Below are 22,636 nucleotides of genomic sequence, written 5' to 3' on the forward strand. Positions count from 1 at the left end.
CATGAGCCAGAACGAGTTGGTCAACTGTACGGTCGATAACGGAATTGCCCTGCTGACGCTGAACCGTCCCGACAAGCGCAACGCCATGAGCGATGCCATGCGGGCCGAGCTGGTGGCGCATCTGCTGTCGATTCGCACCGATCGCGCCATTCGCGCCCTGGTCATCACCGGGAGCGGCAAGGGGTTTTGTGCCGGCGGTGATATTGCCGACATGAAGACGCGGATGGAGGCCGACCCGTCGACAGTGGGGTTCAACGGCTGGGAGCGCCAGCAGGGCGTGCACTACGCCGCCAGCCTGCTGCTGAATCTGCCGATTCCCACCGTGGCGGCCGTGAACGGTGCGGCGGCGGGGCTGGGCGCGGATCTGGCGCTCTCCTGTGACTTCGTCGTGGCATCCGAGTATGCCCATTTCACCTGGGCCTACATCGCCCGTGGGCTGGTGCCGGACGGCGGCGGCATGTACTTCCTGCCCCGCCGTGTCGGCCTGGCGCGTGCCAAGGCGCTGATCTTCAGCGGTCGCCGGGTGAATGCCGAAGAGGCCCTGCAGCTGGGCATTGCGGATCAGCTTTGCAGCGCCGACGAGCTGTTGAGCTCGGCCCAGGCCATGGCAGACGAGATGAGCAGCGGCTCGCGTACGGCGATCGCCTTGACCAAGTCGGTCATCAACAAGAGCTATGAGATGTCCGAGCACCAGGTATTCGCCGAGGGCAGCAAGGCCCAGGGCATCTGTTACACCTCACAAGAGCACCGTCGCTCGGTGCAGGCCTTTCTCGATCGCATGAAGGAGGCGCAACAATGAACCAGATCGATGCCCTCCTCAATCCGCGCAGCATTGCGGTGATCGGCGCTTCCGCCGATCCGAAGAAGACCTCGGGGCTGCCCGTTTCCTACTTGATCAAGCACGGCTTCGAGGGACCGATCTATCCGGTCAATCCCAAGGCCGATGAGATCCAGGGCCTCACCTGCTACCCGAACGTGGAGGCGCTGCCGGAGGCCCCGGATGTCGGCTTGGTGCTGCTCAATGCCAGACGCAGCATCGATGCGGTTCGCTCCCTGGCCCAACTGGGCTGCAAGGCTGCGGTGGTGCTCGCCAGCGGTTATGCGGAAGCGGGAGAAGAAGGCCAGGATCTTCAGGCGCAGTTGAAGGAGGCCGCCGGCTCCATGCGCATCCTGGGGCCGAACACCATCGGCCTGGTCAACCTGACGGCCGGCATCCCCCTTTCCGCCAGCGGAGCCTTGGAGGTCAGCGAGCTGCCTGCCGGCAGCGTGGCGGTCGTTTCCCAGAGCGGTGGCATCCTGGGGGCGTTGCTTTCGCGTGCGGCGGGCCGCGGTATCGGCCTCTCCTCGCTCATCTCCACCAGCAACGAGGTGGACCTGGAAGTGAGCGACTTCGTCGAGTATCTGATCGACGATCCCAACACCAAGGTGATTGCGCTTTACCTGGAGAGCATTCGTCACCCGGCACGTTTCCGTGAGGTGGCGATGCGGGCCCGCGAAGCAGGCAAGCCCCTGGTGGTGTTCAAGATCGGGCGCTCCGAGGCGGGCGCCAGCGCCGCCAGCTCGCACACCGGTGCTCTTGCGGGTGAAGACCGCGTCTACGACGCCTTCTTCCGTGAGCTGGGTGTCATCCGCGTCAACACCTTCGACGAATTCCTCGACGTGCCCGCCGTGCTGGTGGCCGGTCGCAAGCTGGCGGGGCGTCGCGTCGCCGTGCTGACCTCCACCGGCGGTGCCGGAACGCTCATCGCCGACAGCCTGGGGATCAATGGCTTCGAGACGCCGCCGCCGGACCAGGCCACCGCGGGGAAACTGCGTGCCCTGCAGGGCGACACGCCAACGGCGCTCGATCGTAACCCCATCGACGTGACCCTGGCGGGGCTGCAGCCAGATCTGCTGCGGCAAGCGATTCGTATCCTGCTCGAAAGCAACAGCTACGATGCCTTGATCGTGATCATCGGCTCTTCGGGCCTGGCCATGCCGGACCTGGTGGTCGGCGCGATCAGCGACAGTCTCGGTGCCAGTGACAAGCCGGTGTTGGCTTATGTCAGCCCCTATGCGCCGAATACGCTGCAGCGCCTGAACCGGGCGGCAATTCCCGGTTTCAGCTCGCCGGAAAGCTGCAGCGCGGTATTGGAAGCCCTGTATCTCACCGGCCAACCGCTGAGCGCTGGGGCCAGCCAGCCGAGCGTCCAACTGCCCGACCTGAGCGGTCTGCCCCAAGGGGCGATTGACGAAGCGGCCGCCAAGCAGCTGTTCTCCCAGGCCGGCATTGCCGTACCGGCGAGCCGCGTCGTGCACACTCGTGAAGAGGCCGAGCGCGCCGCCAGTGAAGTGGGAGCGCCGGTCGTGTTGAAGGTGCTGGACGCCAACCTGCTGCACAAGAGCGACATCGGCGGCGTGGCACTGCACCTGGATGCCGAGACCATCGGCGATCGCCTGGAGCAGATGGCGCATCAGGTGGAGTCCCACGTGGGACGCCGTCCCGACGCCTACCTGGTGGAGGCGATGGTGTCGGGCGGCCATGAGCTGATCCTGGGCGCCAACCGCGATGCCCTGGGCACGGCCATTCTGCTGGGGGCCGGTGGCGTCACGGCTGAGCTGTTCAAGGACACCGCCATCCGGCTGTTGCCGGTGCAGGGCGCCCTCACGCTGGAACAGGCCAGGGAGATGATGCAGCAGTTGACCACCTGGCCCCTGCTCGACGGGTATCGCGGTGCAGCGCGGCGCGATACCGAAGCGCTGGCACAGGCGATCGTCAATTTCTCCGCCCTGATGGCAGAGCTGGGCGACCATGTGGTGACCTCGGAGATCAACCCGCTGTTCGTCATGCCGGAAGGGCAGGGCGTGGTGGCAGCGGACGCGGTGCTCGTCCTCGACGAGGGTTGCGGGGAGGAAAACGCCCATGGCTGAACCGTGCAGCGGCGGCCAGGTCCACCTTCGCCAGGAGGGGGCTGTGGCGGTCATCACCCTCGACAACCCGCCGGTCAACAGCAGCACCGACGCGGTGCGCAGGGGCATCCTCGCCGCGCTGGACCGGATCGACGTGCAACGCACCACCGCTGTCGTGCTGACGGGAGCGGGCCAGCACCTGATGGCCGGCGCCGACCTGCACGAGCTGGAAAAGGAGCCGACCGAGCCGACGCTGCCGCAGGTTACGGCGGCGCTGGCCGCCTTTCCGCTGCCGCTGATCGCCGTCGTCAAGGGCCACACCTTGGGCGGCGGGCTGGAGCTGGCCCTGGCCTGCGACGTGCGACTGGCCACGCCCAGCGCCACGCTTGGATTGCCCGAGGTCAGCGTCGGTGTCATTCCCGGTGCCGGGGGTACCCAGCGCCTGCCGCGCGCCGTGGGGCTGGCCAAGGCGCTGGAGATGATCGTCAGCGGCAAGTCCATCGCTGCCGTCGAGGCCAACCGGATCGGACTGGTGGACGAGCTGCTGGTGGCTACGGACGAGGAGTCGCAGCAGGCCGAGATCCTGGCCTACGCGAGCCGTTACCGGGGCGGCAAGCGGCCCCTGGCCGAGCGTGACGTCGCGCCCGTCGATGAATCGACGCTGCAGGCGCAGGCGCAAAAGCTCCTGGCACGCTCCCGCGGTTTACCTGCGGCGGCCGTGGCGGCCGAGGTGGTCATGAGCGCAGGCAAGTCGAGCTTTGCCGAAGCGGTGGCCAAGGAGCGGGCGCACTTCCTCGCCCTGCGTGGCAGCGAGCCCGCACGCGCGCTGCGCTACCTCTTCTTCGCCGAACGAGCCCAGCCCTTCACGCCGACCCAGGCCGTGGAGCCGCGCTTACTGAAGCGGGTCTCGGTGTTCGGTGCCGGCACCATGGGCAGCGGCATTGCCCTCTGCGTGCTGCAGGCCGGCTATGTGGTTGATCTGCTTGAGCTCAATGCTGCGGCCCTCGAGGCGGGGGTGAAGCGAATCGCGGATGAGCTGAATGGCAATATCGATCGCGGACGCATGACGGCCGAGCAGCGCGACGAGATGCTGGCGAGACTGCGCCCCACCCAGGAGATCCAGGCGGTGGTCGGTACGGATCTGGTCATCGAAGCCATCATCGAGGATCTCGACGTCAAGCGGGCGCTGTTTGCCGACCTTGCCGGCCTGGTCGGTGAGGAGACGCTGCTGGCGACCAATACCTCCTATCTCGATATCGACCGGATTGCGGAGGGCGTGGCCCATCCACAGCGCGTGCTTGGGCTGCACTTCTTCAGCCCCGCGCAGCGCATGGCGCTGCTCGAGGTGGTGCGCTGCGAGACGACCAGCGAGCAGACGCTCAGCACCGCTATCAGGTTCTCTCGGCGCTTGAAGAAAAAGGCGATCGTGGTCGCCAACAGCTGGGGCTTCGTCGGCAACCGGCTGTACGCGGCCTATCGCCGTCAGTGTGAGTTCATGCTGGAAGAGGGCGCTAGCCCCGAACGGATCGACAGTGCCCTTGAAGCCTATGGCATGGCCATGGGGCCGTTCAAGGTGGCCGACATGTCCGGGCTGGATATCGCCTGGAGGATGCGCCAGCAAACCCTGACCACCCGGCATCTGCGCCGCTATGTCGGGATACCCGATGTGATCTGTGAGGCCGGTCGCCTGGGGCGCAAGACCGGCAAGGGCTACTACCGCTATGGCGAAGGCAAAGGCCCCGTTTCGGACCCTGAGGTCGCTGCGATCATCGACCGGTACCGCCAGGAACAGCGTATCGAGGCGAGGGGGTTCAGTGACGAGGAGATCCAGCAGCGAGCGCTGCTGGCGCTGATCAACGAGGCACTGCTCTTGCTGGGTGAAGGGGTTTGCCAGCGACCGGCGGACATCGACATCGCGCTCGTGCATGGCTACGGATTCCCGCGCTGGCGTGGCGGCCCCCTCTTCATTGCGCGGCAGTGGGGCCATGAGCGACTCACGTCGGAGCTTGCATGGCTCGCCGAGGTAAGCGGTAAGGGCCACGAACGTGGCGATGCCGGTCTGGTGAGTGCCGATACGTTAAAAGGCTAGACGGTAGAAGTCATCCATTCTCATTTCGTCTAGTTTGGCCCTAACGTTTATTACGGTCGAGACTGATGAATAGTCAGTTTTTCGCGATATGTTTCTGCGCCCTGATGATGAAAAGGCCTGGATGAGCCGTTGAACATTACAAGAATTCTGGAGAACGCCAATGAGTGATTTATCACATGATGCCGACCCCAAGGAAGAAGTCGTTTCGGAGATCAGGATAAGCAAGAAAGGGTTTGAGATTTTTGTTTACCTCGTTCTTTTCCTGCTCAATGCCTTTTACTTCAAGGAGGCTCTGGGCCTGCCGGGATCGGCTCGTGGCGTGGGGGCCGGTGGGTTTCCCTTTATCGTCTCGCTGGTTATCGGGGCATCCTTGCTGGCGCTTCTCGTCGTTTCATTGGTTGTGCCGCGAAAGGACGAAGTGGAGCCCTTCGTTGCGATTAGTCGGCCGGTGCAAGTGGCACTCGTGATCGCCGTCATGCTCGCCATGGTTATGACTCTCTCGTGGACCGGGCCTCTTGTCGGTATTGCACTGCTTGCGTTGCTGGTGATGTGGCTGGGGGGCGAAAGGCGTTATCTCCTTTTGCTTGGCCTGCCTCCGCTGTTATCCGTGGGCATTTATGTCCTCTTCGTGCTGGTGCTTGGCGTCTATTTCGATTGAGGTGTGATCATGATTGACAATCTCCTGATAGGCCTGGATGCCTTTGCCAATCCGATGGTTCCCCTTGGCCTCGTCGCGGGCGCCCTCATCGGCTACCTGATCGGCGCCATCCCCGGCTTGGGGCCTAGCCTGGGTATCGCACTGATGATCCCCTTTACCTATGGCATGGACCCCATCGTCTCCATCGTCATGCTGGTGTCTCTGTTCGCCGCGGCCGAGTATGGTGGCGCAATCTCCGGCATCCTGCTCAATTCACCCGGCACGGCGGCCGCGGTTGCCACGGCTTGGGATGGCTACCCGTTGACCAAGCAGGGGAAGACGGGCATTGCGCTGAACATTTCCATCATCTCTTCGGGCGTGGGTATCTTTGCCAGCGCGGTTCTGCTGTTCCTTACCGCCGTACCGCTTTCCGAGTATGCGCTAAACTTCGGCCCTACCGCTTACTTCGCCCTCGCTCTGCTCGGCCTTAGCCTGGTCTCCAGCCTCTCCTCCGGCTCGCTGCTGAAAGGTGCGCTGGCCATGGGCATCGGGCTGGCCCTGGCCACGATCGGCCTGGATACCCAGACGGGAGTGCCGCGCTTCAGCTACCACCCCGATTTCTTCGAGGGGCTGCCCCTGGTGCCTGCCCTGCTGGGGCTGTTCGCCCTCTCCGAAGTGCTGTACATGATCGAAGCGGGGGCCAGCCATAAAACCAAGAACCAGCCCATGAGCGGGATCCTGGCGGTGCCTTTCAAGACGTTCTACAAGATGAAGATGCTGTTCCTGAGAAGCTCGCTCATCGGCTACTTCGTCGGAGTAATACCCGGCGCGGGCGCTTCCGTCGGCTCCTTCGTCTCTTACGCCGTTGCCAAGCGCTTTTCCAAGAAGCCCGAGCTGTTCGGCAAAGGCAGCTACGAGGGCATCGCCGCCTCGGAAACGGCGAACAATGCATCGGTATCCGGTTCGCTTGCTCCGATGCTGGCCTTGGGCATACCGGGCTCCGCCACCACGGCCATCATGATCGGTGCGCTCATGATCCACGGCATACAGCCCGGACCGCTGCTGTTCACCACCAACCCGCAGATCCCCTACACGGTCTTTGTCTCGCTGTGGATCAGCGTGCCGATCATGGTGTTCATCGGGCTGGCCGGCGCCAGATTCTGGGCCAAAGTGGCCGATATTCCGCGCCCGGCGATAGCCGCCATCGTTGCCTCGATCAGCCTGATCGGCGCCTACGCTTCGGAAAGCTCGATGTTCCCGGTCTATGTGACGCTGGCTTTCGGTGTCATCGGGTACGTACTACGCAAGGTCAACATTCCCTTGGCTCCCGTCATCCTGGCACTGGTGCTGGGCGATATGCTGGAGACCAACCTCCGCCGTGCCCTTTCCATTTCGAATGGCGATGTAACGACGTTCGTGACCAACCCCCTGAGTGCCACGCTGCTGGCGATTGCGCTGCTGTCGTTCCTCTTGCCGGCGCTGGGGCTTTTCCGCAACAAGATCAAGGGATACCGTCGTCAGCGCCCGATCGTCAGGTAGTTGAAGCGACCGGTGAGGTACGGGGTGGGCAACGTTGGCTGTCCACCCCTTCATGTTTTCTGCTGATGCAGCACCAGGTCTTTCATCAGGGCCTGACCAAGAGGGAAGCGTGCGATGCGAATGGAGTTTGCGTGTATTTGCCTGAGCTTGAGCGTCGCCTTCCTCGTGCAAACAATGCTGCTGGTGGCCGTGCCGCTATCAGCCATCGAGCTTGGCGCAACGCCGTTGGCCCTGGGGCTGCTGGTCAGCGCGCCCTACGTTCTGCCGCTGTTTCTGGCGCTGTCGTTTGGTTCGCTTGTCGCGCGTTGGGGGAGCACTCGCCCTCTGCAGCTGGGGGCGGTGGGCATGGTGCTGGGCGCATGGTTGCTGGCCGCACTGCCTGGCTTCACAGGGCTGGTCGCAGGGCAACTGGTGATCGGCCTGGCGCAGCTGATGATGATCATCTCGGCGCAGACGGCCGTAACCTACTTCGGCAGGGGCACCAAGCTGGAGCGTTATTTCGGTTGGTACACGACGTTTCTCTCCGTCGGCCAAATGCTCGGGCCCTTGCTGGCGGGATGGATGATCGACCATCGGGGCGGTCCTGCGGGCGCCATCCACGCTGCTTTTCTTTTGTCTCTGGTTTCACTGGTGGCGATCTTCATCTCCAACAAGAGAAAGGGGCATGGCGGTGCTAAGAAAAAAGTCGGCTTGCGAGTGGGGTTGGCGAGACAGCTGGCGCTGGTGAAGAACACGCATGGCGTTCAGCTATCCATGATTGCGTCGATCGCGGCGATGCTGGCGCTGGGTGCGCACTCCAGCTATCTCCCCGTCTACCTGGAAAGCCTGGCTCTTTCTGGCACCACGATCGGACTCATTGTCAGCCTGCGCGCTTTCTCCTCGATGGCGATCAGGCCATTCACGAGCATGATCGTCCGTCTCCTCCGCGGACGTTACGCGACTATGGCATTGACCATGGCATTCATGGCCTCAGGCTTGTTGCTGACCGGCTTTGCGGGCAACTTCTACCTGCTGTGCTTCTTCTCGATCCTGGTAGGAGTTGGGGTAGGGCTGTCCCAGCCGCTTTCGATGGTGGTGATCGCTGAGGAGGTACTCGAAGAGCAGAGGGCGCAAACCTTGGCGATACGGCTCATGGCCAACCGGGCGATGCAGTTCCTCGCGCCGTTGCTTCTAGGCTTTGCCACACAGCTCGGCGGTTTTACGGTGGCCTATTTCATCTGTGGCATGATGCTGTTCTTGCACCTGGCGATATTCAAGTGGCTTCGACATCGCTATGGCAAGACACTAGTTCGGAAGTTTGCTGACTAATAGACTGGTTTCTACCAGGTCGATTTTTATCACAGCGGCTGATCTATCAGTCCTCTCATCCACTCCAGGAACTTGAGCAGTGCATCCGAGGGGCGGGCGTCTTTTGGCCAGGTCAGGTAATAGGCCTCACCCGTCTTGCAGACAAAGTCCGATAGCGCCACGAAGCCGCCATCCTGAAGCTGGCGCTCGATAAATACTTTTATGGCGATGGCGCAGCCAATGTCCATCGAGGCGGCTTCATAGGCCAGCGCAGAGGTGTCGAACTTGATCCCCATCTCAGGATCAGCCTGGCTGCCGCTTGCCTCTATCCACTTCTTCCAGTCATCCGGGCGCGCCATCGAGTGCAACAGGCGCACTTGTGAAATATCGCCTTTTTTCAAGTTTTCTGTTGCCCACAGGGACGCCGATACGATCGGAATGAGTTCGATATCGACCAGCTTTTCTGCATGCAGACCTGGCCAGTCCCCATGACCGGAGCGGATGGCAGCATCCACGTTCTGGGAGCTGAAGTCGACGGGCTTCAAGGACGACGATAGCTTTACTTCGAGCAGAGGATTCTTCTTGTGGAAGTCGGCAAGTCTCGGTATTAGCCATCTTTGGGAGAACGTAGTGTAGGACTGAATCGACAGCGTGTCTCGATGATTCCTGCGAGATACTTTTCTCGAGGCAGTTTCAATATCCTGAAAGGCTTGCTTTACACCTTCGTAGAGCTCTGCGCCTTCTTGGGTGAGTTCTATGCCACGATGCAGGCGAGTAAACAGCGCGACACCAAGGTAATCTTCCAGCACCTTCACCTGCCGGCTAACGGCAACTTGCGATACGTGGAGCTCGTCGGCGGCACGAGTGAGGCTACATGAGCGAGCGGCTACCACAAACGCTCTAAGCGGGTTAAGAGGTGGTAGTGAGAGGCTCATGTTGTCACCGTATAGACTGCATCAATAAGCGTATCCTGCTCACTGTTGCCATTGTTTTTTGGTCAAAGGTGCGACTCGCGCGATGCTAAAATAAGAAAAAATCGACTTATCGCTAGGAGTGTATCCCCCTGAACACCAACCTGCAACGCCTCTGGTGCCCACCGGTGCGCTAAGGAAGCGCTGAACAAATCGCCGAGCGAGATGAAGCGCACGGAGCACGGAGCACAGTACCGAGCGAAGCGACAAACAGCCGTAGGCTGGCCCCGAAGGGGCGAGAAGCCGAAGGCTTAGAGTCAACCGGAGCATATGGGGTATATGTGAGGATTCCGAGCACCGCGCAACGCAGTGATTCGCTCGCGCAGGCATTTGTGTAGTGTTTCCTTAACACCCTGCTTCTCGCCAGAACTTGGCCTGCCGGCAAAAGACGGGCCGGTACTACGGTCCAAGGCCGGGAGATGGTGTCAGCGGGGAGCCGGTGGAGTGAGAAGTCTTGTATATTGAAGGTAACGCTATTTCCCGAGGCATAGTGGCTCGGCAGGGGGGCAGCTATGGGAATGAAGGGCACGTCGCCAGGAAAGGCGAAAGAAAAAAGACATACCAGCAAGGCAGTCCAGTCACTAGAGCGAGGCGTCGAGATAATTCGTGCTTTTCGTGCAGGATATGACTTGTTGGGAAATAGCGAGTTGGCCGAGCGCACGGGCTTGTCACGCTCGACGGTAAGCCGGTTGACCCAAACGCTTTGCTTGGCAGGGGTGCTTGAGCATGACCGGCACAGGAGGGCGTATCGGCTCGGTGCTCCTGTCTTGAGCTTTGCCCATGCAATGCGAAGCAGCCACCCAGTCTTCAAGCTCGCTACTCCGCTGATGCGTATGGTGTCTGAACAACATCAAATCAATGTTGGAGTTGCCACCGCCGACCGGGATGAAATGGTGTATCTAGAATCCATCCGTTACAACGTAAAGTCCACGCTTCGAAGCATAGTGTCTGGGCAGAGAGTGCCGATGGAACTGACCTCCCTGGGCCATGCTTATTTGTCGGCCACCTCGGATGTCGAAAGAAAGAGCTTTTTTAAACGATACGAGCTTGGACAGCCAGGTGGCGAGGAGCGAAAGACGGAGATCGAGAGGTCAATGGAGTCAGTGTGGGAGAAGGGCTATTGTGCGGTCTCTTGGCAGCCTGGGATAGTGGCCCTGGCCACCCCTGTCGTGATGGATGACCATCCGGTTTATGTATTGAATATCAGCCTTGCGACGAAAACCTCCAAGGATGAGGTGGGGGAAGCACTGTCTCCAGTGCTTCTCGAACTGAAGAAGGTTATCGTGGAGAGCATGAAGCAGGACTAGCATAATCTCCAAGCTGCCAATGCTAGGCTTTGTACGAAAACTGCCTGCGCTCGGCCATGCGGCGTTAAAAATCGGCTCAAAACACTCATTTACACCCTCGTAAACTCCGTTCTTTCGCCGACTTTTCGTACATAGCCTAGGGATTCGCCGTAGAGCGCTGGCTTCGGCGAATCATTTGGATAGCCATTCTAATCAGCAGGATTGCCGCTATTGCCAGCAGCACTGCGGTGATGGGGCGAGAGAGTAAAACGGTAAAATCCCCTCTTGCCATCAGCATGGCGCGTCTCAGGTTCTCCTCGAGCATAGGGCCAAGTACGAAGCCAATGATCACCGGGGCCGGCTCGAAGCCCAGAAGGCGCATGGAGTAGCCGAGAGCCCCGAAGAACAGAACCAAGGCAACTTCGAAGAGACTGTAGTTCAGAGTGTAAACCCCAATGCATATCAAGCAGAGAATGGTTGGGTAAAGATAGCTGTACCTGATCTTGAGCAGACTAACCCATATGCCAATCAAGGGTATGTTGAGGATGAGCAACATGATGTTGCCGATCCAGAAACTCATGGTCAGCCCCCAGAAAATATCTGGTCGATCAGAAATCAAGCCTGGCCCGGGTGTTATGCCATGGATAAGCAGAGCCCCCATCATCAGGGCCATCGTAGCGCTCCCGGGTATTCCCAAGGTCAAGGTGGGGACGAAAGAAGCTTGAACGGCGGCATTATTGGCCGCTTCCGGAGAGGCTAATCCCTCGGGAGCCCCCTTGCCGAAGCGTGACGGATCCTTGGACATGCGCTTTTCAACGGAATAGCCGATAAAAGAGGCGATGGACTGCCCAGCACCGGGAAGGGCACCAAAAAAGCTGCCGATACCTGCACCACGAAGCATGGGGAAGCCAATTTTTCTACTCTCTTCAGAACTGGGAAGCATGGAGCGCAGGCGAACCTTCATGCCACTGGAGGCTGGCTTGTGGGTATTGATGGACGAAATGATCTCGGCCACACCGAAAAGCCCCATCGCCAATGCTACCAGGCTGATCCCATCGTATAGACCCTGAAGCCCAAACGTGAGGCGCGTCTCGCCGGTGTTGATATCGACGCCAACGGATCCCAGCAGTAGGCCAAGCAAGACCATGGCCAGGCCTTTCAAAGGTGAGCCCTGCACTACCCCGGCAGCGGCAACAAGTCCCAGGGTCATGAGTGCGAAATACTCGGAGGGGCCGAATGAAAGCGCAAAGCTGGCCAAGAGAGGGGCAAAGAGCATCAGCATGAGGATGCCGATCGATCCCCCTACGAAGGAGGCGATGGTGGTAATGAACAGGGCGACGCCGGCTCGGCCCGCCATTGCCATGGGGTAGCCATCCAGGCAGGTCACGGCAGACGATGGGGTGCCAGGAAGGTTGAGCAGGATCGACGCTGTGGAACCGCCATATTCTGCTCCGTAGTAAACCCCTGCCAACATCACGAGTGCCGTCGTTGGGTCGAGATAAAAGGAAAGAGGCAACAGCATGGAGACAGCTGCGAGTGAGCCTATCCCGGGCAGGACACCGATAAAGGTTCCGAGGAACACACCGGCAAAACAATAAAAGATGTTTTCCAGTGTTAAGGCTGTTTGCAAGCCAAGCAAAATGTTCTCTAGCATGATACTTACCGCCTCAGTTCCAGGAAGGGTATAGGTAGTCCTAGCCCTTGATTGAATATGAGCCAGGCAGCGAATGGCACCGTTATCAGTAGTGCTATTACACCCGTCCAGGTGCTGTTTTTATCTGCTATCGAGGAGATCAGGATGGTAAGCACGATCGCAGGCAGTAGGCCGCCAAGGTACATGCCTGCCATGAACCCACCCAAGCTGAAAAATATCGCTGTCATCGGGCGCCAGGACACGCTGGGAAAGCTCTTGTTGGAAAGGTTCCTTGGTAAGGCGGTGATGCTCGTTACAATGATGAGGGCACCTACGGCGCTGAGCATCAGGCTCAAGGCCAGCGGCAAGTAACCTGGCCCCATTCTCCTTGCGGTTCCAATGTTGTAGTCGTATATGATGAACAGGCCTGCCATGCCTATTAATAAAATGATTGATCCTGCTATCATTTCTCTTTTGTTTATCGTCATGCCTTTTTCAGCCTTGATTGAATTTTGTAGTTCGTGGCCGTTCAACGACAGTGGGCTATCGGCGTGCCTTTCAAGTGCTCTGGATGAATGCTCCCTTTCTACATTGATGATCTTGACTGTCGATGTGTTGATAAAATTAGAGGTACTTTAAGTTAATGCCATGGCGAAAATTTCGTCCAATGCCTTTTGATTTGAGAAGGCCTTACATTTTGGTATGGCAGTATCAGGGCGCCACCGCTGCCTGTTCTTGAACCTCAGATAAGTCAATTTATTTCAAAGGGTTGTGGTGGCAGGGCTGGCCAATTCCACATGGTGGAAATGAGCCGTTCTGCGGTGAGGCGAGATGTGCCAGGCTCAGTGAAGGGGAAACATCCCCATGCACAACAACAGCGAAAAAGAAGGGCCATTACCATGAGTACGCCAACACATCCGTTCCTGTCCCGTGTCCTGAAGTCAGCCCTGCTGGGGTGTTTTATCCTCGGCGGTAGCTCGGTCGCCATGGCAGCCGATTCAGATGCTCCTGTCCAGGTGGTATCCAATGCCTCGACCTATCGTTTCATCGTCGGGTTCGGTGCGGGTGGCATACCTGATCTGGGGGCCCGTTTGATCGCCGAAAAACTCGCCGAGCGTCAAGGTGTACCGGCCGTTGTCATCAACCGGCCCGGCGTAGGTGGCACAATGGCCGCCCAGGACGTGCTGGCCGCACCGGCGGATGGCACCACCATTCTCAGTGTCACGCCGGCACATGCCACGGCTCCTGCCATCTACCGCGAGATGCGCTACGACACCCTCAATGACTTCGCCCCGGTAACCTTGATTGGAGACGGCCCGGCGCTGCTGGTCGTACCGAGTGACTCGGCCTACGCCACGCTCGAGGATTTGATCGATGCCGCCAGGGCAAATCCGGGCGGGTTGGATTACTCCTCGGCAGGGGTGGGCAGCAGCACCCATTTTGCGGCTGAGCTGCTGAAGCAGCAGGCGGATATCGATGTGCTCCATATCCCCTACCGCGGAGTCAGCGAGGCTCTGACCGAGGTCATGGCCAGCCGCGTCGACTTCACCATGGCTCCCTACGTGGCAGCAGTCGAGTACGTCAAGGAAGGCCGAGTGCGCGCGCTTGCCGTCACGAGCCGTGAGCGGGTCGAAGAGATGCCCGATCTGCCCACGGCCATGGAAGCCGGTCTCCCCGATTACGAATGGGCGTTCTGGTATGGCCTGCTCGTACCTGCGCAGACGCCGGATGAGACAGTGCAGCGCCTGCACCAGGAAACGGCGGCCATCCTGCGTCTTCCCGATGTCGGCGGTCGCCTGGAAGAAATGGGCGTGACGGTATCGGCGGACTCTCCAGAGGCTTTCCAGCAGCTTCTGGAAGCGGAGTACGAAAAGTTCAAGCAAATTGCTGAAGAAGCCAATATCGTTCCGGAATGATGGATGGACTACCCCGTGCAGACAATGATCAACGGCATTAACGTCAACTACTCGATCACTGGTGACCAAGGACCATGGATCGTCATGTCCCACTCCCTGGGCTGCGATCTGGCAATGTGGGATCGACAATTGGACGCTTTGCAATCGGAATACCGGCTGCTGCGTTACGACACCAGAGGCCATGGACAAAGCGAGGGCTCGGAGCCTCCGTACACTCTCGAGCTGCTTGCAGACGATGCTCTGGCGCTGATGGACCATGTCGGGGTAGACAAGGCTCACTGGCTAGGCTTCTCGATGGGCGGAATGATTGGCCAGGTGTTCGCGCTGAAAAATCCAGAGAGACTGCATTCTCTGATTCTTGCCGATACGACGAGCGAGCATACGAGTACTCCCCACTCGATGTGGGCGGAGCGTATTCGTATCGCTCGCGAGGAAGGCGTCCAGGCACTGGTAGGGCCTGCGATCGGGCGCTGGTTTACCGAAAGGTTTCGGGCCGAGGACCCCGATGAAACCAGGCGTATCGCCACCATGATTGGTGACACCTCCGTCAATGGCTGGTGTGGCTGCTGTGCTGCCATCGCCGATGTCCAGACGACGAACAGGCTGCATGAGATCGCGTGCCCAGCGCTCGTCATCGTGGGGGAGTACGACATCGGAACGCCTCTTGATGCAGCACTCACTATTCACCGTAACCTCAAGGAGTCGACCCTGGTTGTGATCTCGGATGCAGCACATATGACATGTGTCGAGCAGCCCGAACAGTTCAACCGAGCGCTGAAGCAATTCCTGAGCTCGGTGCGTCCCGCCAATTGATCACCGAATACGTGGTTGCCTGACACTCGCCGGGCAACCACTTCTTTTCTCTCCCGCCTGTTCTCCAGTCTTCCCATGTTGAGCGATCCTCGCTCAGCCCGTCCTCCTACAGACAGATCGCTGCAACCGCGCACTAGCTGGCCCGCCAGGAGCGATGTGTTGTGTATTCGACTAATTTAACTTTGGCTTGCTCCGGCGAAGCCCATTGGCGCCGCTGCCCGGTGGACGGCCGCGGATGCAAGCGGACGGCCACCAGGCCAGGCGTCGGGCTAAGTATCATACCAAAGTCGGGTATCAAGAGGGGTTGATGAGTGGACTATAATCGGCTTTCAAATAGATGTTGATGACCATTGTTTTATACACAAACAAATATAAACCGCCGAGGTAACCCATGACATGTCGCACGCTGCTCAAGACCCTTGCCGTCGCCGCTACCGCCGGTAGCCTGGCGCTCGCCGGCCAAGCCCAGGCCCGCGATCTGCGCATGGCACCCGGTGTGCCACCGGCCCATCCCGCCTACAACCCCATGTTTACCGAATTCGCTGAACGCCTGGCCGAGAAGACCGATGGTGCCTTGACGGGCAACCTGCTGGGCACCGAAGTGGCCAACATCGGCAACATGCGCAACGCCATCCGCAGCGGCCTGGTGGAAGTCGGGCTCTTCCTGCCGGCCTACTTCCCGGCCGACCTGCCCGAGATCAACCTGGTCGGCGACTTGGCCTTCCTGGGCACCAACCCCCATGCCATGGGGGCGGCGGTGACCGAGTACATCGTCACTTGTGACGAGTGTCAGCAGGAGCTCAAGCAATTGGGCATCGTCTATACCAGCTCTCATGCTTCGGATCTCTACCGGATACTGAGTACGGAGCCGGTACGGTCTCTCGACGACCTCAAGGGGCTGCGCATGCGGGTGGGTGGTCCCCAGTATTCCCGTTGGGCCGAATCGGTGGGGGTGTCGCCGGCATCAATCCCGGTGGGCGAGACTTACGAGTCGCTCTCCCAAGGTGTGATCGAAGGCACCATCGCTTCCATTGCCGATATCATCTCCTTCCGACTGGATGACGTACTGAGTTATGTCACCGATGTCGAGCTAGGCACTTTCCATAGCACCATTTCCCATGCGGTCGGCCAGCAGGCTTGGAACTCGCTTTCTGCCGAGCAGCGTGAGGCACTGGTGCATGCCTCGGTCGAGGCCTCTGCCGCCATCACCCAGCGCTGGGGCTACGAGATGGCCGACGAGGCGCGAGAGGTTGCGCTCGCCAACGGTATCGAGATTCTGGAACCCGAGCCCGAGCTGTTGGCAGCTACCGAGGCTTTCCTCGAAAAAGATCTGGCCTATGCCGCGGAGCAGGCGGAAAATCGCCACGGCGTAGAAGATGCGGCGGCCAAGATCGAGCGCTTCCAGTCGCTGGTCGAGAAGTGGAACGCCATCGTCGAGGAGGTCGGCGAGGATCCCCAGGCGGTGGCCGAGGCCATGAATCGCGAGGTCTGGGACGGGGTGGATTTCTCCACCTACGGGACCTGATGTCACGCCGGCCGGCACCCCGGCCTTCGGTATCGCCCTTCCCGGAGACTCGTCATGGACGCTCTCTACCGCCTCACCAATCGGGCCGCCGTCGGCCTGGCGTTGCTGGGAACGCTCGGCATCCTGCTGATGGTGATCCACATCACCCTCGATGTGTTGCTGCGCGCCACGCTGTCCGTGTCGATCCCCGCCACCGTGGAGCTGGTGACCCGCTACTACCTGATCACTCTGGCACTGCTACCGCTGGGGTGGGTCGAGTGGCGAAAGGAGATGATCGCCGTAGAGGCCCTGGAGGGGCTGATGAAGCCCTGGCTGGTGCGTCTTTCCGATGTGCTGGTGTCGCTGCTCTCGGCTGCGGTCTATGGCGTGCTGGCCGTGGCCACCTGGGGCAAGGCGATGGAGCAGTACGACATCGGCTCCTATGTAATGTCGCTGAACTTCCCCATGCCGGTCTGGCCGACCTACTTTGCCTTGCCCATCGCCTTCGCGCTGGCGGCGGTGGTCTGTGTGGTACGGCTGCCGTTCCTGGCTAGCGGCGCGGCCCATCCCTCCGGCACGCCAGATGAAAGGTGATCTTCATGTCCGTTGACGTTGGCTTCTACGGCCTCGCCATCCTGATGCTTCTGCTGGCGCTGCGGGTACCGGTGGCCCTCGCGCTGGTCGTCGTCTCGCTGGGCGGCATGACGGTGATGTTCGGCTGGAATACGGCCATCGGCATGCTCTCCGCAACGCCTTATGAGTTCATCGCCAAGTGGACGCTCAGCGCGGTGCCGATGTTCCTGCTGATGGGCTTCGTCTGCTATCACACCGGCCTGACCAACGGGCTCTTCAGCGCTGCCAAGGTGGTGTTTCGCTGGCTGCCCGGCGGGGTGGCGATATCGAGCATTGTGGCCAGCTCCGGCTTCGCCGCGGTGAGCGGCTCCAGCGTGGCCTGCTCGGCGGCCATGGGGCGCATCGCCATTCCCGAGATGGTGAACGGTGGTTACAAGCCGAGTTTCGCCTGCGGCACCATTGCTGCCGGTGGCACCATCGGCGCGCTGATTCCGCCCAGCATCCTGATGATCGTGTATGGCGTCTTTGCCCAGGTCTCTATCACCCAAGTGTTCCTGGGGGGCATTACCATCGGCTTACTGACGGCGGTCAGCTACAGCATCGTGATCCTGATGGTCAGCTGGCTGCGACCGGACATCGTGCCGCGTCGAGCGGTTGATGCGCGCGATATCAGCGCCCGGCAGGCGTTGGTCGAAATCTGGCCGGTGCTGGTACTAGGGGTGCTGGTGTTCGGCGGCTTGTTCTCCGGGTTCTTTACCGCTACCGAAGCGGGTGCCGTGGGGGCCGCCGGGGCGATCCTCATCGGCCTGGTGCTGGGACGCCTGAACGGCCAGGCGATGAAGGCCGCGCTGCTCGAGACCCTCTCCACTACCTCGGCGCTGCTGATCATCGGCGTCGGTGCCAGCATGTTCACCCTTTTTCTGAGTCTGAGCGGCCTGGCCGGCTATATCACCGGAGCGGTGACCGGCTGGGAGCTCTCCTATCTCGAACTGATGCTGGTGGTGGTGCTGATCTACCTCTTCCTGGGGCTGTTCATGGAGCCCTTCGGCGCCATGCTGGTGACCCTACCGGTGCTGCTACCGGTATTCGAACTCTACGACCTGAGCCTGATCTGGTTCGGCGTGCTGCTGGTGAAGCTGCTCGAGATCGGCATGATCACCCCGCCCGTGGGCATGAACATCTTCGTGATCAAGGGCGTGGCAGGGCAGTACGCCTCGCTGATGGATATCTTCCGCGGCGTGACGACCTTTCTGGTGGCCGATATCGTGGTCGTCGCGCTGGTGATCTTCTATCCCCAAATCGTGCTGGTGTTGACCGGCGGCTGATACGAAAGAGGGTGGGCGCCTGACGCTCGCCATTGGCGGCTCAAGTCCAAATTAATTTGTTTGTTTATTTAACAATATATTGACACTTCAATTAGAAATGCCTCCCCAAGGAGGGCCGAGAGAGTGAACAAGATCATCGACAGTACCACTGCGGCGGGCCTGATTCGGGATGACGATACCGTCGTCTGGACCACCGCCGGCCTGAGCGGCTTCGCCGAAGCCGTGGCCACCGCCCTGCAGGCGCGCTTCCTGGAGAGCGGTACCCCCCGCAACCTCACCGTGGCGCACAGCTGTGGCTGCGGCGACGGCAAAAGCCGCGGCATGAACCACCTGGGACATGCCGGCCTGGTCAAGCGGCTGATCAGCGGCCACACCGGTCAGGCGCCGCGCATGGGCGAGCTGATTCGCGAAAACCTCCTCGAGGGCTACCTGCTGCCCCAGGGCGTGCTGGCTCATTTATGGCGCCACATCGCCGGCAAGAAGCCCGGCGTGCTCAGCAAGGTGGGGCTGGGTACCTTCGTCGACCCGCGCCTCGAGGGGGGCAAGGCCAACGCCGCTGCCGAGGAGGACCTGGTCAAGCTGATCGAGCTCGAAAGCGAGGAGTGGTTGCTCTATCGCACCTTCCCGATCGATGTGGCGGTGATTCGCGCCACCACCGCTGACGAGCGCGGCAACCTGAGCATGGAGCGCGAGGCGCTGCTCCTCGAGCAGCTCTCCATGGCCCAGGCGGCGAAGAACAGCGGCGGTATCGTCATCGCCCAGGTGGAATACCTGGCCACCCAGGGCAGCCTGCATCCCAAGCAGGTCAAGGTGCCGGGTGACCTGGTCGACTACGTGGTGGTGGCCGAGCCCGAGCATCACATGCAGACCATCACCACAACCTACAACCCGGCGCTGGCCGGCGATCTCAAGGTGCCGCTGGGCGGTATCAAGCCGCTGCCCCTGGATCCGCGCAAGGTGATCGCCCGGCGCGCCGCCATGGAGCTGGTGCCGGGGGGCATCGTCAACCTCGGTATCGGCATGCCCGAGGGGGTTTCCAGCGTGGCCACCGAGGAGGGCGTCAGCGACCTCATGACCCTGACCACCGAGCTCGGCACCTACGGCGGCGTGCCCGCCAGTGGCGGCGACTTCGCTACCTCCTACAACGCCGAAGCGATCATCGACCACGGCTACCAGTTCGATTTCTACGACGGCGGCGGCCTCGACGTCTGCTTCCTCGGTCTGGCCCAGACCGATCACGAAGGCAACCTCAACGTCAGCAAGTTCGGCGACAAGGTGGTGGGGCCGGGCGGCTTCATCAACATCAGCCAGAACGCTCGCAAGGTGGTGTTCTGCGGCACCTTCACCAACGGCGGCGAGCTGGCCATCGAGGACGGCCAGCTAGCCATCCGCCAGGAGGGGCATCGCCGCAAGTTCGTCCAGCGCGTCGACCAGATCACCTTCAGCGGCCGCTATGCCCAGGAGACCGGCAAGCCGGTGCTGTTCGTCACCGAGCGCTGCGTCTTCGAGCTGATCGACGGCGAGGTCACCCTCACCGAGATCGCCCCGGGAATCGATATCGAGCGCGACATCCTGGCGGCCATGGACTTCGTGCCGCGTATCGCCGATGCGCTCCGCGAGATGCCGGCGGAACTCTTCCAGCCCCGCTGGGGCGGCCTGCGCGAGCATCTGGCGCGCGACTGAACAGCATTTGGAGACAGCGTCATGTTCAAGAACGCCTACATCCCCTACGGCGGCTACTACACCACTCCCTTCTGCAAGTGGATGGGCAGCCTGGCCAACGTCAACTCCATCGAGCTGGGCGCGGCCACCAGCAAGCGCTGGTTCGCCGCCCAGGACATCGACCCCACGCTCATCGACTACCTCTACCTGGGGGTGTCGGTGGGGCAGAAGTCGATCTTCTACGGGGCGCCCTGGGCCGCGGCCATGATGGGCGCGGGCCAAGCGCCGGGCCAGAACATCACCCAGGCCTGCGCCACCGCCACCACGGCGGTATTCAATGCCGCCCTGGCGGTGGACTCCGGCAGCTTCGACACCACCTACTGCCTGCTCGCCGACCGGCCCTCCAACGGTCCTCACACCATCTGGCCCAACCCCAACGGGCCGGGCGGCGAGGTGATCGCCGAGAACTGGAACATGGACAACATTGCCGCCGACCCGGCCACCGGCAAGGACATGCTCACCACCGCCGAGAACGTGGCGCGTGAGCATGGCTTCAGTCGTGAGCAGGCCGACGAGATGACCCTGCGCCGCTACGAGCAGTACGCCGAGGCGCTGGCCGACGACCGCGCCTTCCAGAAGCGCTACATGTTTCCCGTCGAAGTACCGGTCTCGCGTAAGGAGACCAAGCTCGTCGAGGCCGACGAGGGCGTGACCGCCACCAGCGCCGAGGGCCTGGCCAGGCTACGCACGGTGCAGCCCGACGGCATTCATACCTATGGCGCCCAGACCCATCCGGCTGACGCCAACGCCGGCATCGTCGTCACCACTCGCGAGCGAGCCGTCGAACTCAGCACCGATCCCCGACTGGTCGTCCAGGTGGTGGCCTACGGCCATGCCCGGACCAAGCCGGCACACATGCCCATGGCGCCGGCGGAGTCGGTCAAGCGCGCACTCGACCGGGCCGGCCTGACCCTCGGCCAGATCAAGACGATCAAGAACCACACGCCGTTCATCGCCAACGACCTGCACCTGGCCAAGGCGCTGGGGCTCGACGCTCACCGCTTCAACAACTACGGCACCTCGCTGGTCTACGGCCACCCCCAGGCGCCGACGCTGGCACGCCTGCTGATCGAGGCCATCGAGGAGACCGCCCTCAAGGGGGGCGGCTACGCCCTGGTCACCGGCTGCGCTGCCGGCGACTCCGCCGCGGCGCTGATCGTCAAGGTGGGCTGAGTTCTTTCCGGTCATGCCAACCGGGAGCGCCCGCCAAGGGACCGGGCGGGTGTGTAAGCAAGAGCGCAAGGGACATGAGTAGCAAGCAGCATTTATCGAACTAGAACAACACGGAGACGGAACAAGATGATGAATAAAAAAAGGCTGGCCATGGCGGTCGCGCTTTCAGCCATTTCTGCACAAGCTTATGGCCTGGAATTGGGAGAGTTCGGTGGAGCAAATCTCAGTATCGGTGGCTACGTCAAGGCGGAAGGAATCTTTACCAACCCGGATGATGGAGAGAGATCTTTCGATGCCAGCGCTCGCCAGTCACGGATCAATTTCAAGGTCGACAAGGAGGTTCAGGGCCATAGCGTGACGGCCTTCATAGAGGGCGACTTCTGGGACAATGCGACGGACGCCAATGATACAAGCTACGCAATGCGATTGCGCCACGCTTACTTCCAGGTCGACAACCTGACCCTCGGGCAGACCTGGTCGGGCCAGTTCTATGCCAACGCCCCATTCGACGTCGAAATTCTCGACTTCTATGGCACGGGTGTCGGCAGCGTCTCCGGTAGCGGCGCTGTCGCCCGGCCTGATCTGGTCATCCACTATACGACGGGTGGGTTTCGTATCAGTCTTCAGGACCCGGTTTACCGCGATGCCGACTACCCGGATATGGTCGCCTCCTACACGTATCGCACTGAGTCGGGGCACGCCTTCAACGCTGCGGTTACCGGGCGAGAGGTCGAGACCGGTATCGACGATTCGAAATTCGGTGCTGCGTTCTCCCTCGCTGCCAAGCTCAATTTTGGCGACACCGCGCTCGCCCTGAGCGGCTACACGGGTAAGGGCAATAACGTCTACTCCGGCTGGGGGTACAACGGCGCCACGAATCCTATCAGCATGGCCGCGAGCGGGGAGGTCAACGCCGATGGCGACCTGGTGAGTACCACAGGCTTGAGTGCAGGCTTGAGTCATCGATTCAATGAGCAGTTCCGCGGCAATATTCGCTATGCCCAGGTTGAAGCGGATGAGGTAGCGCCGACCGTTGCCGACGACACGCTCAAGATGATGAACGTCAACCTGATCTATACCTATCTGCCCAACCTGGATATCGGCATCGAATGGCGTGACCGTAATGCGACGACCATGCCGCTGCGCTCGGGCGGGCAGCAGGTGGAGTTGATGGCGATGTACAAGTTCTAGCAGGCGTCTATCGCCTAATCGTACGTTCCTGATTTCGATCGCTTAATTGGGGGCGAATCATCGTTTTTTCGATGATTCGCCTCTTTTC

General features: G+C 60.9%; 18 protein-coding genes. 15 read left to right on the top strand and 3 right to left on the bottom strand.

What is annotated here, in order from left to right; all coding sequences use genetic code 11:
* Position 1 precedes the first annotated feature (1 nt).
* The 6 genes from SPH52_RS17905 to SPH52_RS17930 all read left to right on the top strand — a co-directional run bounded on the left by SPH52_RS17905 (position 2) and on the right by SPH52_RS17930 (position 8,462).
* Positions 2-799: an enoyl-CoA hydratase/isomerase family protein gene (locus SPH52_RS17905; protein WP_411796414.1), complete on the top strand. Its 798-nt coding sequence runs from the start codon at positions 2-4 to the stop codon at positions 797-799.
* A complete protein-coding gene (locus SPH52_RS17910; RefSeq protein ID WP_411796415.1) occupies positions 796-2,910 on the top strand; it encodes an acetate--CoA ligase family protein in 2,115 nt (704 codons plus the stop codon). The genes SPH52_RS17905 and SPH52_RS17910 overlap by 4 nt, the downstream gene beginning before the upstream one ends.
* The gene (locus tag SPH52_RS17915) at positions 2,903-4,978 is read left to right on the top strand and encodes a 3-hydroxyacyl-CoA dehydrogenase NAD-binding domain-containing protein (RefSeq protein ID WP_411796416.1); all 2,076 of its coding nucleotides are present in this window, start codon (positions 2,903-2,905) and stop codon (positions 4,976-4,978) included. The genes SPH52_RS17910 and SPH52_RS17915 overlap by 8 nt, the downstream gene beginning before the upstream one ends.
* A 160-nt stretch (positions 4,979-5,138) precedes the next feature.
* A complete protein-coding gene (locus tag SPH52_RS17920; RefSeq protein ID WP_411796417.1) occupies positions 5,139-5,636 on the top strand; it encodes a tripartite tricarboxylate transporter TctB family protein in 498 nt (165 codons plus the stop codon).
* A 9-nt stretch (positions 5,637-5,645) separates the two neighbouring features.
* Positions 5,646-7,154 carry a tripartite tricarboxylate transporter permease gene (locus tag SPH52_RS17925; RefSeq protein ID WP_411796418.1) on the top strand — a complete coding sequence of 503 codons (1,509 nt, stop codon included), beginning with the start codon at positions 5,646-5,648 and terminating at the stop codon, positions 7,152-7,154.
* Positions 7,155-7,268: 114 nt separating this feature from the next.
* Positions 7,269-8,462 carry an MFS transporter gene (locus SPH52_RS17930; RefSeq protein WP_411796419.1) on the top strand — a complete coding sequence of 398 codons (1,194 nt, stop codon included), beginning with the start codon at positions 7,269-7,271 and terminating at the stop codon, positions 8,460-8,462.
* Between the two features lie 29 nt (positions 8,463-8,491).
* On the opposite strand, the gene SPH52_RS17935 is transcribed toward SPH52_RS17930, so the two are convergent.
* Entirely contained in the window at positions 8,492-9,376 is an 885-nt protein-coding gene (locus SPH52_RS17935) for a LysR substrate-binding domain-containing protein (protein ID WP_411796420.1), read from the bottom strand.
* A 548-nt stretch (positions 9,377-9,924) separates the two neighbouring features.
* On the opposite strand from SPH52_RS17935, the gene SPH52_RS17940 reads away from it, so the two are divergent.
* Positions 9,925-10,719: an IclR family transcriptional regulator gene (locus tag SPH52_RS17940; protein ID WP_411796421.1), complete on the top strand. Its 795-nt coding sequence runs from the start codon at positions 9,925-9,927 to the stop codon at positions 10,717-10,719.
* 136 nt (positions 10,720-10,855) lie between these two features.
* Here SPH52_RS17940 and SPH52_RS17945 read toward each other — a convergent pair whose 3' ends face one another.
* Both SPH52_RS17945 and SPH52_RS17950 read right to left on the bottom strand, forming a co-directional pair.
* Positions 10,856-12,352, bottom strand: a complete 1,497-nt coding sequence (locus tag SPH52_RS17945; RefSeq protein WP_411796422.1) for a tripartite tricarboxylate transporter permease — start codon at positions 12,350-12,352, stop codon at positions 10,856-10,858.
* Between the two features lie 5 nt (positions 12,353-12,357).
* Positions 12,358-12,819 carry a tripartite tricarboxylate transporter TctB family protein gene (locus SPH52_RS17950; protein ID WP_411796423.1) on the bottom strand — a complete coding sequence of 154 codons (462 nt, stop codon included), beginning with the start codon at positions 12,817-12,819 and terminating at the stop codon, positions 12,358-12,360.
* Positions 12,820-13,230: 411 nt separating this feature from the next.
* Between SPH52_RS17950 and SPH52_RS17955 the strand changes: the two genes are divergently transcribed.
* The 8 genes from SPH52_RS17955 to SPH52_RS17990 all read left to right on the top strand — a co-directional run bounded on the left by SPH52_RS17955 (position 13,231) and on the right by SPH52_RS17990 (position 22,548).
* Positions 13,231-14,247, top strand: a complete 1,017-nt coding sequence (locus SPH52_RS17955; RefSeq protein ID WP_411796424.1) for a tripartite tricarboxylate transporter substrate binding protein — start codon at positions 13,231-13,233, stop codon at positions 14,245-14,247.
* A 3-nt stretch (positions 14,248-14,250) separates the two neighbouring features.
* Positions 14,251-15,060: a 3-oxoadipate enol-lactonase gene (gene pcaD, locus SPH52_RS17960; RefSeq protein WP_411796425.1), complete on the top strand. Its 810-nt coding sequence runs from the start codon at positions 14,251-14,253 to the stop codon at positions 15,058-15,060.
* A gap of 391 nt (positions 15,061-15,451) precedes the next feature.
* A complete protein-coding gene (gene dctP / locus SPH52_RS17965; protein ID WP_411796426.1) occupies positions 15,452-16,585 on the top strand; it encodes a TRAP transporter substrate-binding protein DctP in 1,134 nt (377 codons plus the stop codon).
* Positions 16,586-16,639: 54 nt separating this feature from the next.
* Positions 16,640-17,158, top strand: coding sequence for a TRAP transporter small permease (locus tag SPH52_RS17970; protein WP_411796427.1), 519 nt, complete (start codon positions 16,640-16,642; stop codon positions 17,156-17,158).
* Positions 17,159-17,163: 5 nt separating this feature from the next.
* Positions 17,164-18,462: a TRAP transporter large permease gene (locus SPH52_RS17975; protein ID WP_411796428.1), complete on the top strand. Its 1,299-nt coding sequence runs from the start codon at positions 17,164-17,166 to the stop codon at positions 18,460-18,462.
* Between the two features lie 123 nt (positions 18,463-18,585).
* Positions 18,586-20,145 (top strand): acyl CoA:acetate/3-ketoacid CoA transferase, encoded by a 1,560-nt coding sequence (locus SPH52_RS17980; protein WP_411796429.1) that lies wholly within the window; start codon positions 18,586-18,588, stop codon positions 20,143-20,145.
* Positions 20,146-20,166: 21 nt separating this feature from the next.
* Complete coding sequence (locus tag SPH52_RS17985) at positions 20,167-21,357, top strand: thiolase family protein (RefSeq protein ID WP_411796430.1); 1,191 nt, start codon at positions 20,167-20,169, stop codon at positions 21,355-21,357.
* Positions 21,358-21,483: 126 nt separating this feature from the next.
* Positions 21,484-22,548, top strand: a complete 1,065-nt coding sequence (locus SPH52_RS17990) for a hypothetical protein (protein ID WP_411796431.1) — start codon at positions 21,484-21,486, stop codon at positions 22,546-22,548.
* Positions 22,549-22,636 lie beyond the last annotated feature (88 nt).

Origin of the sequence: Halomonas sp. A29 (assembly GCF_046723295.1) — a bacterium.
GTDB lineage: Bacteria > Pseudomonadota > Gammaproteobacteria > Pseudomonadales > Halomonadaceae > Halomonas.

What these genes read in the sequence shown, in the direction of transcription:
- SPH52_RS17905 (WP_411796414.1), top strand. Translation starts at nt 2, where the DNA reads ATGAGCCAGAACGAGTTGGTCAACTGTACGGTCGATAACGGAATTGCC.
- SPH52_RS17910 (WP_411796415.1), top strand. Translation starts at nt 796, where the DNA reads ATGAACCAGATCGATGCCCTCCTCAATCCGCGCAGCATTGCGGTGATC.
- SPH52_RS17915 (WP_411796416.1), top strand. Translation starts at nt 2,903, where the DNA reads ATGGCTGAACCGTGCAGCGGCGGCCAGGTCCACCTTCGCCAGGAGGGG.
- SPH52_RS17920 (WP_411796417.1), top strand. Translation starts at nt 5,139, where the DNA reads ATGAGTGATTTATCACATGATGCCGACCCCAAGGAAGAAGTCGTTTCG.
- SPH52_RS17925 (WP_411796418.1), top strand. Translation starts at nt 5,646, where the DNA reads ATGATTGACAATCTCCTGATAGGCCTGGATGCCTTTGCCAATCCGATG.
- SPH52_RS17930 (WP_411796419.1), top strand. Translation starts at nt 7,269, where the DNA reads ATGCGAATGGAGTTTGCGTGTATTTGCCTGAGCTTGAGCGTCGCCTTC.
- SPH52_RS17935 (WP_411796420.1), bottom strand. Translation starts at nt 9,376, where the DNA reads ATGAGCCTCTCACTACCACCTCTTAACCCGCTTAGAGCGTTTGTGGTA.
- SPH52_RS17940 (WP_411796421.1), top strand. Translation starts at nt 9,925, where the DNA reads ATGGGAATGAAGGGCACGTCGCCAGGAAAGGCGAAAGAAAAAAGACAT.
- SPH52_RS17945 (WP_411796422.1), bottom strand. Translation starts at nt 12,352, where the DNA reads ATGCTAGAGAACATTTTGCTTGGCTTGCAAACAGCCTTAACACTGGAA.
- SPH52_RS17950 (WP_411796423.1), bottom strand. Translation starts at nt 12,819, where the DNA reads ATGACGATAAACAAAAGAGAAATGATAGCAGGATCAATCATTTTATTA.
- SPH52_RS17955 (WP_411796424.1), top strand. Translation starts at nt 13,231, where the DNA reads ATGAGTACGCCAACACATCCGTTCCTGTCCCGTGTCCTGAAGTCAGCC.
- pcaD (WP_411796425.1), top strand. Translation starts at nt 14,251, where the DNA reads ATGGACTACCCCGTGCAGACAATGATCAACGGCATTAACGTCAACTAC.
- dctP (WP_411796426.1), top strand. Translation starts at nt 15,452, where the DNA reads ATGACATGTCGCACGCTGCTCAAGACCCTTGCCGTCGCCGCTACCGCC.
- SPH52_RS17970 (WP_411796427.1), top strand. Translation starts at nt 16,640, where the DNA reads ATGGACGCTCTCTACCGCCTCACCAATCGGGCCGCCGTCGGCCTGGCG.
- SPH52_RS17975 (WP_411796428.1), top strand. Translation starts at nt 17,164, where the DNA reads ATGTCCGTTGACGTTGGCTTCTACGGCCTCGCCATCCTGATGCTTCTG.
- SPH52_RS17985 (WP_411796430.1), top strand. Translation starts at nt 20,167, where the DNA reads ATGTTCAAGAACGCCTACATCCCCTACGGCGGCTACTACACCACTCCC.
- SPH52_RS17990 (WP_411796431.1), top strand. Translation starts at nt 21,484, where the DNA reads ATGATGAATAAAAAAAGGCTGGCCATGGCGGTCGCGCTTTCAGCCATT.